General features: G+C 51.4%; 16 protein-coding genes. 7 read left to right on the forward strand and 9 right to left on the reverse strand.

Translation table 11 applies throughout. From position 1 onward, the window contains the following. The first annotated feature begins 11 nt into the window (after window positions 1-11). The 5 genes from CEE36_01375 to CEE36_01395 all read left to right on the forward strand — a co-directional run bounded on the left by CEE36_01375 (window position 12) and on the right by CEE36_01395 (window position 5,446). Window positions 12-1,946, forward strand: coding sequence for a hypothetical protein (locus CEE36_01375; protein ID TKJ44420.1), 1,935 nt, complete (start codon window positions 12-14; stop codon window positions 1,944-1,946). A 107-nt stretch (window positions 1,947-2,053) separates the two neighbouring features. Then, a complete protein-coding gene (locus CEE36_01380) occupies window positions 2,054-3,754 on the forward strand; it encodes an acetate--CoA ligase (protein ID TKJ44421.1) in 1,701 nt (566 codons plus the stop codon). A gap of 558 nt (window positions 3,755-4,312) precedes the next feature. Next, a complete protein-coding gene (locus CEE36_01385) occupies window positions 4,313-4,933 on the forward strand; it encodes a hypothetical protein (GenBank protein ID TKJ44422.1) in 621 nt (206 codons plus the stop codon). A gap of 88 nt (window positions 4,934-5,021) precedes the next feature. Next, window positions 5,022-5,228: a hypothetical protein gene (locus CEE36_01390; GenBank protein ID TKJ44423.1), complete on the forward strand. Its 207-nt coding sequence runs from the start codon at window positions 5,022-5,024 to the stop codon at window positions 5,226-5,228. After that, complete coding sequence (locus tag CEE36_01395; protein ID TKJ44424.1) at window positions 5,225-5,446, forward strand: hypothetical protein; 222 nt, start codon at window positions 5,225-5,227, stop codon at window positions 5,444-5,446. Before CEE36_01390 ends, CEE36_01395 begins: the two co-directional genes overlap by 4 nt. A gap of 67 nt (window positions 5,447-5,513) precedes the next feature. Here CEE36_01395 and CEE36_01400 read toward each other — a convergent pair whose 3' ends face one another. Both CEE36_01400 and CEE36_01405 read right to left on the reverse strand, forming a co-directional pair. Further along, the gene (locus CEE36_01400) at window positions 5,514-5,738 is read right to left on the reverse strand and encodes a hypothetical protein (GenBank protein ID TKJ44425.1); all 225 of its coding nucleotides are present in this window, start codon (window positions 5,736-5,738) and stop codon (window positions 5,514-5,516) included. A 76-nt stretch (window positions 5,739-5,814) separates the two neighbouring features. Further along, on the reverse strand, window positions 5,815-6,618 hold the full coding sequence (locus tag CEE36_01405; protein TKJ44426.1) for a hypothetical protein: 804 nt from the start codon (window positions 6,616-6,618) through the stop codon (window positions 5,815-5,817). A gap of 238 nt (window positions 6,619-6,856) precedes the next feature. Between CEE36_01405 and CEE36_01410 the strand changes: the two genes are divergently transcribed. Both CEE36_01410 and kbl read left to right on the forward strand, forming a co-directional pair. Next, window positions 6,857-7,120 (forward strand): hypothetical protein, encoded by a 264-nt coding sequence (locus CEE36_01410; protein ID TKJ44427.1) that lies wholly within the window; start codon window positions 6,857-6,859, stop codon window positions 7,118-7,120. Further along, window positions 7,121-8,368 carry a glycine C-acetyltransferase gene (gene kbl / locus CEE36_01415; protein TKJ44428.1) on the forward strand — a complete coding sequence of 416 codons (1,248 nt, stop codon included), beginning with the start codon at window positions 7,121-7,123 and terminating at the stop codon, window positions 8,366-8,368. Between the two features lie 72 nt (window positions 8,369-8,440). Here kbl and CEE36_01420 read toward each other — a convergent pair whose 3' ends face one another. Genes CEE36_01420 through CEE36_01450 form a run of 7 tightly spaced genes read right to left on the reverse strand, consistent with a single transcriptional unit; the run spans window position 8,441 to window position 16,576 of the window. Further along, window positions 8,441-9,016 carry a hypothetical protein gene (locus CEE36_01420; protein ID TKJ44429.1) on the reverse strand — a complete coding sequence of 192 codons (576 nt, stop codon included), beginning with the start codon at window positions 9,014-9,016 and terminating at the stop codon, window positions 8,441-8,443. Then, entirely contained in the window at window positions 9,013-10,479 is a 1,467-nt protein-coding gene (locus CEE36_01425) for a hypothetical protein (protein TKJ44430.1), read from the reverse strand. The genes CEE36_01420 and CEE36_01425 overlap by 4 nt, the downstream gene beginning before the upstream one ends. A 46-nt stretch (window positions 10,480-10,525) precedes the next feature. Continuing rightward, window positions 10,526-13,096 (reverse strand): DNA mismatch repair protein MutS, encoded by a 2,571-nt coding sequence (locus CEE36_01430; GenBank protein ID TKJ44431.1) that lies wholly within the window; start codon window positions 13,094-13,096, stop codon window positions 10,526-10,528. A gap of 6 nt (window positions 13,097-13,102) precedes the next feature. Then, window positions 13,103-13,879 carry a hypothetical protein gene (locus CEE36_01435; protein TKJ44432.1) on the reverse strand — a complete coding sequence of 259 codons (777 nt, stop codon included), beginning with the start codon at window positions 13,877-13,879 and terminating at the stop codon, window positions 13,103-13,105. Beyond that, a complete protein-coding gene (locus CEE36_01440) occupies window positions 13,843-14,961 on the reverse strand; it encodes a hypothetical protein (GenBank protein TKJ44433.1) in 1,119 nt (372 codons plus the stop codon). The genes CEE36_01435 and CEE36_01440 overlap by 37 nt, the downstream gene beginning before the upstream one ends. Continuing rightward, on the reverse strand, window positions 14,958-15,302 hold the full coding sequence (locus tag CEE36_01445) for a hypothetical protein (GenBank protein TKJ44434.1): 345 nt from the start codon (window positions 15,300-15,302) through the stop codon (window positions 14,958-14,960). The genes CEE36_01440 and CEE36_01445 overlap by 4 nt, the downstream gene beginning before the upstream one ends. Beyond that, a complete protein-coding gene (locus CEE36_01450) occupies window positions 15,299-16,576 on the reverse strand; it encodes a hypothetical protein (GenBank protein ID TKJ44435.1) in 1,278 nt (425 codons plus the stop codon). Before CEE36_01450 ends, CEE36_01445 begins: the two co-directional genes overlap by 4 nt. Between the last annotated feature and the right edge of the window lie 230 nt (window positions 16,577-16,806).

Here is a 16,806-nt window from a genome sequence, read left to right on the forward strand (position 1 = left end):
CAGGAGGAGTAATGAAAGTCAGCACCGCATTAGACTTAATTGACAATGGAAATATAGCGTTACCTGAGTTTCAACGCGGGTACGTATGGAACCGCGACCAGGTTCGTGGGTTGATGTGGTCGCTCTACAGGAAGCATCCCATCGGCAGCCTGCTGATATGGGTAACAAAAAAAGAAAAGACAAAGATTCGCGGTGACGGCAAAGCAACTGCTGATACAATTCAACTACTACTGGATGGCCAACAACGCGTGACAACACTATACGGAATTATCAGAGGTGAACCACCTAAATTCTTCGACGGGAATGCCACGGTCTTCACTGGCTTGTACTTTAATCTCGAAAGTGAAGTCTTCGAATTTTTTGCACCTCTCAAGATGAAAGACAACCCCCTGTGGATTAACGTAACTGAGTTGCTGCAACCAAATGGTTTAGGCCCAGCACTGCAAAAGGTTCTAAAAGATCAGGAGCTAGTAGATAAACAGGCTGCCTACATCGAGAGGTTAAATGCAATTAATGACATCCAGGGACGAGAACTCCATGTAGAGCATGTCACCGGGGATGACAAATCCGTTGACGTAGTAGTAGATATATTCAATCAAGTGAACAGCGGAGGAACGAAGCTCTCCAAAGGTGATCTTGCCCTTGCGAGAATTTGCGCTAATTGGCCCGAGGCACGTCAGGAAATGAAGAAACGACTCAAGAAGTGGCAAGACTACGGTTTCGATTTCAAACTGGAATTATTCCTTCGTTCAATCAATACAATCACTACCGGTGAAGCATTGTTCAGTGCCTTGAAAAACGTTACGGTTGATGAGTTTCAGGAGGGACTAAAAAAGGCAGAGAAGTATACCGATTACTGTCTAAATCTTATCTCGTCCCGTCTGGGGTTAGATCACGATCGGGTATTAGGCAGTCGCTATTCTCTTCCTCTACTCGTACATTATCTGCACCAGCGGGGAGGTAGATTATCCGATCACAAGGAAAGGGATCGGCTACTGCACTGGTATGTGCACACCTTCCTATGGGGTCGTTATTCCGGATCAACTGAATCGGTGCTCAACCAGGACCTCAGAGCGATACAGGATATTGACCAAGGGATAGATAATTTGGTTACTAACCTTCGTAATACACGGGGTGATCTAGAGATTAAACCAGATGACTTTCGAGGTTGGAGTAGGGGCACACGCTTTTATCCATTGCTTTACATGCTGACTCGTTTGTGGCACACGAAGGATTTCGAGTCTGGGCTTGAGCTGACCCAGCACATGTTGGGGGTTCAAAGCAACTTGGAATTGCACCACATATTCCCAAAGTCGCAACTCTACGATGCGGGATATAAAAGACCTGAGGTGAACGCTCTGGCAAATTTCACGTTCCTCACCAAAGATACAAATATACTAATCTCCGATGAGCTGCCAGATGTATATCTGGAACGCTATGCAGAGAAGGAACCAGGGCTGGTTGAGTCTCATTGGATACCGATGAATCGCTCATTGTGGAAGATGGATAGATATCTTGATTTCTTGGAGGCAAGACGTGAGTTGCTTGCAAAAGCGGCAAATGATTTCCTGGATAATCTTGCAGGAGGGAAAATGCCCGAGGCTGAAATCAAAGAACTCACGAAAATTGAAGTTCCCGTAGCCGAGACAGACGAAGAAGCACTACTCCGTGAAGTTAACGAGTGGGTCAAGAGCAAAGGCTTGCCTGGTGGTGAATTCGACATCGAACTAATTGATGAAGCGACTGGCGAGTTGAATGCCGTTATCGATCTTGGGTGGTCAGATGGACTTCAGGAAGGATTGAGTGAGCCGGTGGCTTTGCTCATCGATGAAGATAAAAAAACTCTGAAAGCGGTTAGTCAAGCTGGATACAAGCCATTTGATAACGTAGATGAATTCAAACGATACGTGACACGCGATATTCTTGCAGAAGTCGAGGCCGTTTGATGTCTTCTATCCCCGAACTGTCACCTTTCTACACCCCCATCAAGGGGGAGGAGTGTAAGGATTGAATTTGAAGCGATTAAGTGATTTGGACCCTTTTAAGGAGGATCATGAGCAACATCGGCAACTACGAGGAACGCTACAAAGCCTTCGACTGGGCCGAGGCACAAGAACACCTGGGATACAAGGAAGGCGATTTCTTAAACATAGGCTACTACTGTTCAGACCGCATCTGTGATCAGGGTAAGGCGGACAAATTAGCCCTTATCTGGGAAGGCTCCGACGGCACCGTAAAGAAATATACGTTTAATGACATCCGGGTACTCTCCAACACCTACGCCAAGTTCCTGAAGGATTCAGGTATCGAGAAAGGCGACCGGGTATGTATATTTATGGACCGGATCCCGGATCTCTACATCTCACTACTGGGAATCCTCAAGATCGGTGCCATAGCCCAACCCCTGTTCTCCGCCTTCGGCCCTGAATCTCTTATAACCCGTCTTGCCAACGCCGAGACCAAGGCAGTCCTCACGACCCGCAAACACGTATCCAAGGTTCGTAAGATAAAGGCCGATCTGCCTGCACTTAAACATGTAATCATCGTTGACGGCGAGCCAAAGAAGAAAGTCCCCGGTGAGATAGTCTTCGAACTGGAGAAGGCGGAACCGGTTGAAGAGTTTGAAAGCTTTGCAGCCGATCTGGAAACCCCATCCCTCTTACACTACACCTCGGGCACCACAGGTCAGCCAAAGGGAGCGTTGCACGTGCACTCTGCAATCTTCGCCCAGGCTATTACCACGCGCTGGGTGCTTGATTTAAATGACTCGGACATCTACTGGTGCACCGCCGATCCGGGCTGGGTCACCGGAACCTCATACGGCATCATCGGCCCCTGGTCTTTAGGTATAACCCAGGTGGTGCTTGATGCAGGCTTTATTCCTGACCGCTGGTACAAGTTTATTGCCGACCACAAGGTGACCGTGTGGTACTCCGCCCCCACCGCGATCCGCATGCTCATGAAGCAAGGGGAAGAGATCGTTAAGAAATACGACCTCTCTTCGTTGAGGTATCTGGCGAGTGTGGGTGAACCCCTAAACGCGGAGGCGGTGCACTGGTCTCGGCAAGCCTACGGCCTGCCCTTCAACGATAACTTCTGGCAGACCGAAACCGGCTCGATCGTCATCTCAAATTACCCTGGGATGGAGATAAAACCCGGGTCCATGGGCAGGCCATTCCCCGGCATCACAGCGACCGTGCTGGATTTAAAGACCCACGAACCGATCACCGAACCGGGCAAGGTCGGGCTTATCGCCTTAAGACCGGGCTGGCCATCCATGTTCCGCCAATACTGGAGGAATCCCGAGACCTACAGATCCAAGTTCGACAAGGGCTGGTACATCTGCGGCGACCGGGCGTCAATAGATAAGGATGGCTACTTCTGGTTCGTTGGTAGAGACGATGATGTCATCAATACAGGTGGACATCTGGTTGGACCTTTCGAGATCGAGTCGGCGCTCTTAGAGCATCCTGCGGTAGCAGAGTCCGCGGCGGTAGGCAAGCCGGATGAGGTCAACATGGAGGTTGTCAAGGCGTTCGTGGCCTTAAAGCCCGGATTCGAACCATCAGACGACCTCGAGCTCAATATCATGAACTTCATCCGCAAGAGGCTCTCGCCCCTGGCCATGCCGCAGGAAATCGAGTTCGTTTCCTCGCTGCCAAAGACCCGCTCCGGCAAGATAATGCGCCGGGTCCTGCGCGCCCAGGAGTGGGGCGAGGAGGTCGGCGACCTCTCGACGCTGGAGAACGACTAAGCCACCTGAAATCATTAACTTACAATAAATGAAGGGGCCGGTTTTGAAACCGGCCCTTACACTTTTTCAAGCCGGGGAGCGCACTTTTCGCGGCACGATTTTTGCTAAAACTTGGCACCAACTCGTCAGGTTTGAATGGCATTCGGCGCATTTTTTGGGGTATTTTTGAGGGTTTTTCGGGGTGAATCCCCTCCCCCTTTATCCCCCTACCCTATGGGGTGCAGTAAAGTTAGCACCCCAAGGGGCACACTGTCCACCGTGGAGGGGGAAACCTCAATCGTCGCAAGTTCCCCTTCCCTAGTGGAAGGGGTCGGCAACTCGCAGAGTTGGCGGGGGAAGGGGGATCGGACAATGAGCTTAGGCCCCTTGTCTAGCTGATTTCATTTTCTTCCTCCTTGTATCCCCTCCCCCTTGATGGGGGAGGATAAAGGTGGGGGTGACTCACCATCCCCTCTAGTCCCCTACCATCGAGGGAGGGGAAGTAACTTTCAGCTTCCTTGCATCTTATAGATATTCCCATAAACTTATACAAATCAATCTACCATCAAGGAGGAGAAAATGTTCAGGGCAAAACAATTACTTGGCACCCTTTTACTCGGCACGCTGCTGATCGCGGCACCTGCGGCAGCTGATACGGATACTGAGGACCTCGGAAAATCGCTAGGTCTTGAGTTTGCGCCCGGTATGATGGGTAGCCTGTCGTTCATGCAGGCAGGCGTCACACTGCCGACCATAGGCAAATCCTTTCAGCTTGGTCTCAAGGGCAGGATATGCAGCTCACTCACCTGGGCCACGTTCATCAATCAGGAGACCGGCGAGCAAGCATCGTTTCACCCGGTGACGGCAGCGGGCGTCATCTCCTTCGGCGGATCAGGACCCATCATACACGGTGCTGTTCGTCCATATGGAGCCACCGATATCCTGCTGGGCTATACCTTCACCCCCTACGACAACCTGATCTACGGCACCGGCAACCTGGTTGGGCCCAACCTTACCTTTGGGGTGTTCGGTTATTTCGGGCTGGAGCTGTTTACATCGGATAGACTTGCCGTATTCCTGGACGCGGGCGGCGGGTTCAAGATGCTGAAGCCCGAAGACAGTGAGAACATCTACGCCATCGCCGCAAGCTGGCTGGGTTCAGGCTTTGGTTTGAAAATGGGGATACGGTTTTACCCTTAAGCTAGCCCGAAGTTTTATGTGAGCGGGCCGACTTGAAAGTCGGCCCCTACGAACTTGACTTGTTAATCCAAACGGTTATAGTTTAAGTATGAGACAGGTTGTTATCTATCGAGGTGAAGACGAATACTGGGTGGCCGAGTGCCCCAGTTTGCCCGGCTGCGTTTCTCAAGGGAAAACCAAGGAAAAGGCGGTAGCCAACGTCAAGGAAGCAATCGAGGGATACATCGAGGCACTCAAAGAAGACGGCCTTCCTGTCCCGGAAGAACGCTTCGAGACAATCGTTGTCGCGGTGTGATCAAGCTTCCCCAAATCTCCGGTCAAGAATGTGTCAAGGCTTTAGGGAAGGTCGGATTCATTGTCAAACGGCAGCATGGGAGTCACATAATCCTGCGGCGTGAGGAACCTTTTGCCCAGGTGGTGGTTCCCGATCACAAAGAGTTGGATAAAGGCACGCTGCGTGCGATTATTCGATACGCTGGCTTGAGCGTTGAGGATTTTCTGAAGCTTCTTTAGCTACCTTACCAGCACCACCTTCACTTGATCCCCTCCCCCTTTATCCCCCTCCACCAGGGAGGGGGAGTTAATGGATCAAGATCACCTTTTGAGTGGTCGCTGACGCGTCACCCTCAATCCTGATGAAATAGACGCCGGCCCCGTAACCCTCACCCCAGGAGACGGTGCCGCCCGTCTGGGGTACATGCAACTCGTCAACCTGACGGCCTGACGGGTCGTAGACCCGAAGCGTCAAAGATGGCGATGCCTCGTTGAACATCAGCACAATTTCACGACCTACCGGAACCAGCACCTGCCAGTCTTGTGTTACGGGCGGTGTTACGGGTTCCTCAACCGCCAGCAGCCCCAGGGAATCGGTTTTGATGAGGTTAAGTGAATACTATTTTCTCTATCTCTTTTTGATTAGGTACTTTTCCCTTTTCAGTGAATTTACATAAAAGACGTGATAGCAGTTTTCGAACCTCTTTTATATGTTCCACAAGTTTCTTTTTCGAGATTTCTTCACCATGCACAACCGTCGATCTAATGTCATATAATTGCTTTACCCTATCATATAGATTTTGACGTATCTCACCACTTGGTTCAAGTACTGAAGCAATGTAAGAGGATAGTCTGAATCTAAGCTCATGATCAATACTGAAAAGAGCTTCAATTCCTGACCAAAGAGTTGCAACCATCATTCTTTCGCTTCCTTCAAGATGACATCTTGCAAGAGAATCTACGGCTAAATGGAAATTATTCAAATCTAGGTATAGATGAAAAAACCTTAAAAAATTGGATCCAATCCAATTGAGGTCTGCTCTAGTGAGTTCTACAGGTCCACTTATTCTGCGTGCTCCTGGAACATCTTCAAGTAATTCTACTTTACAACTGTTGTCCTTGATTGAACCTATTTCCCCCCAAGAGTGATCTGCTAAAGCTGGGACAAGGATTTCTGCCAGCGTACGAACACGTACGAGATATACAATTACTTGACCTAGACGGAAAGTTCCAACACTTAAACCCGGGAGTTCCACAACCGCTAGTTCGTGACTTATTGCTTTAGAGTAACGAGCAACTGCATGGAATTTGTCAGTCTCCAACTTATCAAGTGCTTGAGCAAGTTCATCTGTTCCAGGGGGGTTCACAACTCGTTTCAGAACCCCTAGCTCACCTAATCTAATCTCTGGCACTGTGGTCTTCAAACCGAGTATGGCAAAGTATCGGTAACTTTTGGCGGAATTTTCGATTTAAACCTCCAAGTTACATTATAATATTACCTTGAGACTGCTTGTCAAGCTCTCACCTAGCTTTCCACCCATAGGCGAGGAACTCTTACCTACTTGCATCCTTCCGATAATCAAATATACTACTGGGCTATTTGTGAGGGGGAAGGTTGTTTGAAATTAAAAACAAAAGCAAGGAGCAGCAATGCTTGATGAAAAGCAGTTGAAAGACACGGTTCTTGCCTACGTCAAGGACGAGTACGTCGAAGACGAGGAAGAAGCCGATGAACTTACCCCGGACACACCGCTCATCTCAGGTGGGATAGTTGACTCCTTCTCGATGGTCTCACTCAAGGTGTTTTTAGAGAAGCGCTACCAGATCCAGATCCCGGACGCAGACGCCACACCACAGTCGTTCGACACCGTGAACAAGATCGTGGAGCTGGTTAAACGTTTCAAGGGGGAGTAGATGGCATACAGCGATAAGGTTCGCGAGCACTACAAAAAAACCATAGCCGAGATCCGCAATGGGGGTCTTTTCAAGGAGGAGCGGTTCATCCACTCCCCGCAAGCAGCGGACATCAAGGTGGAGTACCCGGAAGGTGCAGAGCTTACCAGCCTCATCAACATGTGCGCCAACAACTACCTGGGACTTTCCTCGCATCCTGAGGTGATAAAGGCCGCACACGACGGGCTTGATTCCCGGGGCTACGGGATGAGCTCGGTGCGCTTTATCTGCGGCACCCAGGACATACACCGCGAGCTGCAGGACAAGCTGACAAAGTTCCTGGGCACCGAGGACACGGTGCTGTTCCCATCGTGCATGGACGCCAACGCCGGCGTGTTCGAGGCTATACTGGGCGAGGAGGATGTGATCATCGCCGATCGCCTGGTGCACGCCTCGCTGATTGACGGCATCCGGCTCTGCAAGGCGCAATACGATTCGTTCAAGCACATGAACATGGATCATCTTGCGCAGAAGCTCGAGATGCATCAGGACAAGCGCATCCGGTTGGTGGTGACCGACGGCGTCTTCTCAATGGACGGCGACTTTGCACCGCTCGATAAGATGGTCGAACTTTGTGAACGCTACGATTCCATGATCCTGCTGGATGATTCCCACGCCACCGGATTCATCGGCAAGACCGGAAAAGGCACGCACGAGCACTTCGGTGTTGTTGGTAAAATCGATGTCATTACCACGACCCTGGGCAAGGCTTTGGGCGGGGCGTCAGGCGGATGCGTCTCAGGCCGTGCAGAGATCGTTGAGATGTGCAAACAGCGCGCGCGTCCCTATCTATTCTCGAACACCATGCCTCCGGTGATCGTTGCCGCGGCCTCGAGGGTGATGGATATAATCTCACAGACCACCGAGCGCCGCGACAAGCTGGAGCAGAACACAAAATACTTCCGGGAGAAGATGACCGAGGCCGGGTTTGACATCCGTCCTGGCGAGACGCCCATCGTGCCGGTTATGCTCTACAACGCCCAGCTCTCTCAGGACATAGCCCACGACCTCTACGCCGAAGGGATCTACGTGATAGGTTTCTTCTATCCGGTGGTGCCGCAGGGCCAGGCGCGTATCCGCTGCCAGCTCTCCGCCGCTCACGAGCGCGAGCACCTGGACAAGGCGATTGCCGCATTCAAGAAGATCGGCGCCAAGCACGGCATCCTGGGCCTTAAGAAGAAGGAGATCATCGAGAAGTTCGGGGTATAGTGCTCCTTTCGTCGCCAGAGGCGACGAAAGATCGCAGGATTAAGAGAGGCCAGCCGGAGGCTTGACCTCTCTTTACTCGATTTTGCCGAGGATTCCTTCCGCAGTTTTAAGTCCCTTGCCTTCAGAAATTTCAGAGGCACTGATCCAGTAAAGAGTGGTATATCCTATCTCTATAGCTTCTTCAACTGTTAGACGCCACTCATATTTCTGTCCTCTTTTGGTGTACTCCGAAAGAGGTATGACAATGTTTATCGCAGGGAAAGCTTTACGCCATTTCCCTTTAACCCACTTAATTGTGATTTCTATCTGTTTATCTTTTAAAGGCTTATTCTTAATGGGAACTAAACACTCCTTGCCACTCATTGTAATTCTTTCCGCATCCACCTCAATATTCTTCAAATCATCTTTCAATCTATCCCTCAAAATTTTACCTAATCCATTATACTTTAAGCCAATGCGAACCAAAAAATCCCTAAGCGCCTCCTCTCCTTTTATCATCCACTCGATTCCTATTGCACTTTCTTCTTTTCTTACCATGTTATACTTCTTATTAATGAGACGAACGTTGCCGCCCACCTGCAAGGAAATCTTTACTTCATCGGCAACCATTTCCATATCCACCCTTTCTTCAGATTTTAGATTGCTCATCGAACTATCCCTTCGACTTCCTCTTCTATGCACTTAACAGCCTCCCTGCGAATCATTTCTGCGTTGTATCTGTTCGACTCTTTTTCTCTCACCATCTCTAAGTAAAATTTCTTTATTTTATCCTTCAATGATGCTGAAGGAATAGGTATTAGAAAATTTTTTAAAAGCGTTTGAGGGATGGTAACCGTCCCGACCCCTCTTTTCATTCTATTGATCTGAGATACCCCGTATTTGGATTGGAGATAGAATGCGAGATAATATGCTAACTCTTCTTCATTCGTCCTAATTATGTATATGTAATCGTCTGCTACGCCGCATTCGGAAGGATGGGTAATAACTGCAGCCCTTCCTATGCACCCTACACCTACCCGTACAAAAAGCAAATCTCCCACTCTAACATGGGCCTTATGCTTATACATTTTACTGAAGTGGCCCACATACCTCCCATCTCTACTAAGGTCAACTCCTAGTTGGGTAATTGTTTTCGCCGAGATAAAGGGAATCCCCTCGCGAGAAAAGGCCCTGTTTTGAGCATATTCTGTCTTGCCACCAAACATCTCAGAGACGAGATCTTTCAATCTTTTTACGCTCTGGTTGGCTTCCCCGAAAGGCAGATCAGTGATATAAAACTCAGGATATAAAGCATCTACATGAGGATTGACCCAAAAGGCTATAGGCTTCGTCGAGTCCGTACCTTTGCGGTATGAATTAAGAATCACCGGCAGTTCCTTTAAACTCTCGGCGACGCCCATAAAGACCCTTTCTGGTCCCTTGCCTTTTTTAGCAAACAAGATGCAGGTCTTAGAGGTTGTATTTTGGCTACTATTGAAAATGCCCCTAGGCAAAGACACAACCCCTATGAGTGAGGTTTCTTTCAAAAGAAACTCTCGAACATACCTGAGTGGAAGATTGGAAAAAATGCCGAAAGGCAACACAATCCCTATAACGCCCTCTGGGGAAGCAAGGCGAATAAATTTTTCCAAGAAGAGAATTTCGACAGCCTGACTCCGCTTGCTCCTTCCCAACTTGTAACCTTGCAGTATGCGACAATTTTTTACTCTTCCATATTTTGAACTAAATGGAGGATTTCCTACGACTACGTCGAAATTTCCCCCTGACTTATTAAGCAAACCATCTTCGTTCAGGACGTCAGCATTAGTTTTTAGCTCTTCGGCTATTAACTTGACTACTTCGCAATCAATATCAATGCCTACTACTTCTTTAAACTCTCTTGCAATGAGTCCTTTAAGGAAAACACCGTCTCCACATGCGGGGTCAATCGCTTTGTCCTTTTTATTATTGGTCACTGAAATAAAATCCAAAACAAAGTCCACTACTTCTCTTGGAGTGAAAAACTGCCCCAAGACCTTTTCTTTCTTAGAAAAATGACTATTCTCTTGTTTACTTTCCGTACGTTGGGAAAGGCTTTTAACCTTCAAGGGCGACAGAAAAGACATCCTCATTACCTCTAAGACATTATAGAGGGAGTTAGCATCTTGTCAACATCTTTCATCCCTCCTTCAGTTTTTCCTGCCAGGCAATGAGCTTCTGCAATGCCTCGATGGGTGAAAGGGAGTCGAGGTCAAGCTCGGCAAGCTCGGCGGCGATCTCGTCCTGAACCGCACCGGTGAAGAGCCGAAGCTGAACCTTCTTCTCGGTCAAAATCTCGTCTATCGAGACCGTCTCCCCTCCGTAGATGCGTTCCAGGAGAAACCGTGCGCGCTCCACCACAGCCTTTGGCAGACCGGCCAGCCTGGCCACCTCGATCCCGTAGCTCTGATCCGAGGGTTCGTAGCGCAGCTTGCGCAGGAAGAGGACGCCGTCTTTGGTGCGTTTTACCGAGAAGCTTGCGTTGCGCAGCCCCGCAAAGTGCGAGGCGAGCTCGGTCAGCTCGTGGTAGTGGGTGGCGAAGAGGGTCTTGGGCCGAAGCTCGGGCGAGCTGTGAAGGTACTCGATTACGGCCCAGGCGATGGCCATCCCGTCGTAGGTGGATGTGCCCCGGCCTATCTCGTCAAGGATCACCAGGCTTTTGGGCGTTGCCGAGCGCAGGATGTTTGCAGTCTCGGCCATCTCGGCAAGGAAGGTGGAGACCCCGCGGGATAAATCGTCTGAGGCTCCGATGCGGGTGAATATCTTGTCCACCAGACCGATGGAGGCCTTGCGGGCAGGCACGAACGAACCCATCTGGGCCATGATCACCGCCAAAGCCACCTGCCTGAGATAGGTGGACTTGCCTGACATGTTGGGCCCGGTGACCAGAAGAACCATGTTGTCTTTCGCATCCAGCCGCACATCGTTCGGAATGAACCGCTCTGCAAGAAGCTTCTCCACCACCGGATGGCGCGAGGAGGTGATACGAACCTCATCGTCTTCGGTGATTTGAGGTTTAACATACTGATTCTCACGTGCCGCCTGAGCCAGGGAGCGCAACACGTCCACCTCGGCCATCACGTCGGCCAACGCCTTGAACGAACGCGAGCGCTCGGCAAGCCTGGCACGGAAGGAGATAAACATCTCGTACTCTATTATCTTAGAACGCTCCTCTGCGGTCAAAATCTTCTGCTCAAGCTCCTTTAGTTCGGGTGTGAAGAAGCGTTCGGCTGAAACCAGTGTCTGCTTGCGGATGTAGTGGGACGGAGCTTTGGAGGCCAGACTACGGGGTATCTCGATGTAGTAGCCGAACACGCTGTTGTAGCCGACCTTGAGTTTATTGATACCTGTGGCGGATCGTTCCTTTAGCTGAAGGGCAGCGATATGCTTTCGGGCGTCATGGGTAAGGCTGCGAAGCTCGTCTAATTCTTCATTGATACCCTTGTTTATGATTCCCCCTTCCAACAGAACCACAGACGGATCACCGATTATGGTTTGCTCAATCTCGGTTGCCAGCTTGCTAAAATCCTCTATCCTTTCAGCAAGTCCTTTCAGTAGATTGGATTGGGCCTTCTTTAGCTCCCCCTTAATCTCTGCACCTAACCTCAAGATAGCTCCCAACCTTCTCACCTCCCTTGGGTTTGCGCGCTGGGTCGCGATCTTTGAAACCAGCCGCTCCGGGTCCCCTGTTTCTTTGAGAAGTTCTCCTAGATTGTCGGATAGCTCCTTGTTTGTAAAAAGTTCTTCTACGGCATCCAGCCGGGCGTTGATCTCCTGTCTGTCTCGCAGTGGAAAGATGAGCCAGCGCCGCAGGAGCCGGGTGCCCGGAGGGGTAAGGGTGCGGTTAAGGACCGAGAAAAGAGAACCTTCGGCGGAACGGTCCCGCTGGCGCTGGAGCAGTTCCAGGTTGCGCTGGGTGAACTCGTCTACAACGAGATAGTGGCCGCTGTCAAATACTCGTAAGCCCTCGATGTGCGGCAGAACGCTCTTCTTCTGCTCGATGAGATATGAGAGCACCGCACCCGCGGCCCGCAGCGCCAAAGCACGCCCCTCCAATCCCAAACCTTCCAGGGTGGCCACCTTGAAGTGATCAAGGAGTCTCCCCTTGGCAAGCTCCTCATCGAATAAATAGCCAGCTACCGGCTGAATGCTTGTCTCAAATGAGCAAGGTCGCCATCCCTCCTCTTCGGCCAGGAGCAGTTCACGGGGCGAGACCTTGGCAAGGTGCTCTTCTGCCTCTGAGATCCGAGCCTGGCCGCATACGAACTCGCCGGTGGATACGTCGGCATAGGCGATTCCGGCTTTGCCCTCGACTTTGACCACCGCCGCCAGGTAGTTGCCCGCTGACGCATCAAGCATCTCCTCGCTGGCGATGGTTCCAGGGGTGATGACCTCGGTAACGTCGCGTTTAAGGAGTTTCTTTTTGGGATCGGGAAGCTCTACCTGTTCGCAGATGGCCACCTTTAGCCCGGCCTTGACCAGCTTGGTAAGGTAGGCTTCGTAGCTTTTGACCGGAACACCTGCGAGAGGTATGCTACCTGAACTGCCGTATTGTCTGGAGGTAAGCGCTATTCCCAACACCCTCGCTGCGACCTTGGCGTCATCATACAGCATCTCGTAGAAATCGCCCATCCTGAAGAAAAGTAGCGCGTCAGGATAGCGCCGCTTGATCTCGTGATACTGTTTGAGAAGTGGGGTTAAGTCGGCCAATTTAAGCTATCGTTTGACGACCATCGCGGCCTTACCTTGGGCCCGCAGGCTCTCCGCGTATGTCGAGGCCTCTTGCTGGGTAGCGAATGGGCCAAGCCAGAGCCTGTAGTAGATCCTTCCGGCGATTGTCACCTGCCTTATCTCACCTGCACGTCCCTTATCGCGATACTCTGAAAGCAGCCTCTCGGCCCGCGAACGATCGATAAAGGAGCCAACCTGAACCGCGTAACCACCTTGGGTAGCGCTCGTGGTAGTCGTATCTCCAATATCCTCCAGTTCCTTTGCGGCAAGCAAGGACCAGATGCTCCCTGCTCCTCTGGACTGGGCCTCGTGAAAGTGAACTGCAGCCGTAGATTTATCACCCAGAATCATGTAACATACACCCAGCCAGTAGTTAGTCTCGGCCAGCAGAGGGGTCGCAGGATAAAGTGAAAGAAGCTGCTTGAGCTTTGTAGTGGCCTGCTGGTAAAGTCCGAAGGCGTAATCGATCGAGGCGGCTTCAAACAGGGCGCTGTCCGCATATGGACTCGCGCCATGCCTGGCAACGACCCTCAGGTAAAGCTCTCGCGCGGTACCAGGGTCAGATTCAAGTCGCGCAAGCCAGAGTGTGGCCTGTGCAACGCCTGCGTCGTTGGGACGCTCCCTAACGAACGAGGCAAAATGCCTGCGGGCGCCCTCGTACTCCCCGGCACGAGCAGCCGCCAAGCCGTCGTTAAGGCTTGCCCCTAAAAGAAACAGCAACCCAATCATGGCTCGCAGACCGGAGAGCCGCAGCTTGTGCATAACCAGGCGGTCGCCTCAAGCCGCTCGCCGCAGGAGGCGCAGATCGAAGGCATGAACACAAGCTGCTCTGAAAGTTTATCAAAGGATTCCCTCGCAGCCTCCCAGTTCCCCTGATCAAGAAGAAGCCTTGTGCGCTCAAGCAGGAACCCCATGTCGCCTGGACAACTTGCCAGAACCTCATTGATCAACTCAATGGCCGCATCCGGCGCACCCTCCTTCGCCTTGAGCCGGGCAAGCCTGAGGCGAACTTCGTACTTGTCCGGATAGCGCTTCAGCAAATCCTCATACAGAGGCACGACCTTCTCGTAGATACCCAGATCGAAGTAGACCTGCTCGGTAAGACCCAGCACCTTATCCGCATACTCCGGATAAAGCTTGAGAAACTTATCTATCAGTGAACGGGCTTTGGTCTTATCATTTTTACCCGCAAGATGTTGGATCTGAACGATAAATACGTATGGGTGATTCTTGGCTAGCTTCTGCGCCTGCTTGAGGGTATCCGCTGCCTTTTCATCCTCGCCTTTTTCCCATTGCAAACGCGCCAGCTCCGCGTTCCATGTGGCCGTTTCTTTCTTGGCGGAGAAAAGTTTCTTATGCTGTTTCAGGGTCTCTGCCGCCTCATCCGTGCGCTTACGCGTAAGAAGCATAGCAAGCAACCGACGAAGATAGTCAAGCTTCTTTGGAGAAAGCTTAATAAGTTCCTTTAGCAGGCCGATGGACTTTTCCACGCGATCCATCGCAAGGTAGTCTTCAACCAGCTCGTCGTAGATTACAAGCTCCTCTGAACGTTTCAGTGCGGGACGCACCGTAAGTGACTGGTGGATGTGCGCCGCCTTTTCAGCATCGCCCCTTTGACGCATAAGCCTGCCGAGACGTATGTAGGCGTCCACGTTGTCCGTGTCCTTCATTACCGTATCGCGCAGACGTTTTATCGCCTCGGTCTCGCGACCGTCAATGAGTGCACGAAGCGCCTCCTGGTAATTGTCACCCGCGGGCTCGCTGCGACGTATCCTGAGAGCCACTACCAGGATAACAATCCCCAGAATGATGACTGCGACAAGGATTATCCAGAATACGGTCATCTTTCCTCCTCGGCATCCTCGGCCTCCTTGGCCAGGATCTCGGGAGCAAGTGGAAGATTCCGTAAAGCGTTGATCTCTTTACGCATGGCTTCGATCTCCCTCCGTAATCGCCTGGTCCTCGCACGCAGTCTGATCTCCTCTGCAAGGGCGAAGAGGATAACCGAGAAGACCCCGATGCCGAAACAGATAAGTCCAAAAAGCGAGACCGCCACGTGGTGTTCGCCGAAGAAATGGACGGTTGCTATGGGTGGCTCTCCTTCTCCGATCCCGGAGTTAAACAACGCAAACGCCCCAGCAAGTAGGAACACCGCGCCCACGATGATCCAAACTATAACCTTCATACCGCCTCCTTTGCGACCGGTTCGGCGATTATGCTCCAGCCTACGAGGCCAACCAGCCTTGCCCGAAGCTTCTGACCCAACCGGGCGGTGTGGTTCAAGATTACAGGTCTATAATTCTTCAATTCTGCAAGCATCGCCCCTTGCCCCTTGGGGGCAGGTGCAGTAACAAAAACCTCCTCCTCGGTTCCTACAAGGCCCTCCGCACGCCTTCGCGTCACCTCGTTTTGACGATCTATAAGCTCGGCAAGACGTCTCTTGCGTTCCGGGACGGGAACCTTTCCCCCCATTCCTGCAGCTCCGGTCCCAGGACGTTCGGAGTAGGCAAACATGTAGGCGAAGTCAAATCCGATGCGCTTAACCGCATCAAGGGTAAGCTGGAAATCCCCCTCTGTTTCCCCAGGAAATCCAACCATGAGATCGGTGGTAAGGTATACATCAGGAAACGCCGAACGCACCCAGGCGATCTTTTGCTCGTATTCGGCAAGACTGTAACCTCTGCGCATTTGCTTAAGCACACCCTCCGACGCGGACTGAAGCGGCAGATGGAAAAAATGCAGAAGCTGGGGTATGCGAGCCATGCGCTGGATCATCCCATAGGAAAGATCGCGCGGGTGCGATGTCAAAAAACCAAGACGATCGAGCCCTTCCAACCGAGCCGCGCGTTCCAGCAGATCGATAAGTTTCATATCTCCGTGACGATAGGCCAGAACGTTCTGACCGAGAAGGAAAATCTCGCGTATTCCCTGACTTATCAGATAGCGAATCTGTTTTTCCAAATCATGGTAGGGGATGCTTCGTTCAGGCCCGCGTGCGTAAGGCACCACGCAGTAGGTGCAGAAGTTGTTGCATCCCCTCATCACCGAAAGGGATGCAGAGACCGAGCTGTTTAACGCGGGCAGAAGATCACTGTAGGTCTCGAAGGATTCGGGGGCCGGGTTTAAGTTATCGTGACCCAGAAGCAAACCAGGTATCTTGCGGTAGGAGTCCGGGCCCAGAACCAAATCGGCTACGCTTTCTGCTACCAGCTCCTTGCCCCTCAGTTTGCCCATGCATCCGGCCACAATCACCTTCTTGCCCCGCCCGCGCATCGTTCGGGCAAAACCCCGTGCCCTATCCTCCGCGTGCTGGCGAACCGAACAGGTAAGAAGCACAACAGCGTCGGCTTCTGAGGTTTCTGAGACCTCGCGGATACCTGCATCGGCAAGCAACCGGGACACGAGGTGTGAATCCGCCGCGTTCATCTGACAGCCGTAAACCTTCACATAGCACTTCATCTTAAAGATTCTAACGAACCTTGCGCCATAGTCAAGCCCCCACCCGTAACACTCCTATACTTACATACATTCTGGAACATACTCGACGCGGCGATACACCTAAGCACATCTACGCATCTTATAGATGAAACTCCGAGACCACAAACATGAAATACCCCCGAAATCCGGATTAAGAGGACAGGAATGCGCACCGGGGTTTATATCTATCTCAGATTACACCCCAACTACCC

This window comes from candidate division TA06 bacterium B3_TA06 (assembly GCA_005223075.1).
Lineage (GTDB): Bacteria > Hydrothermota > Tepidihabitantia > B3-TA06 > B3-TA06 > B3-TA06.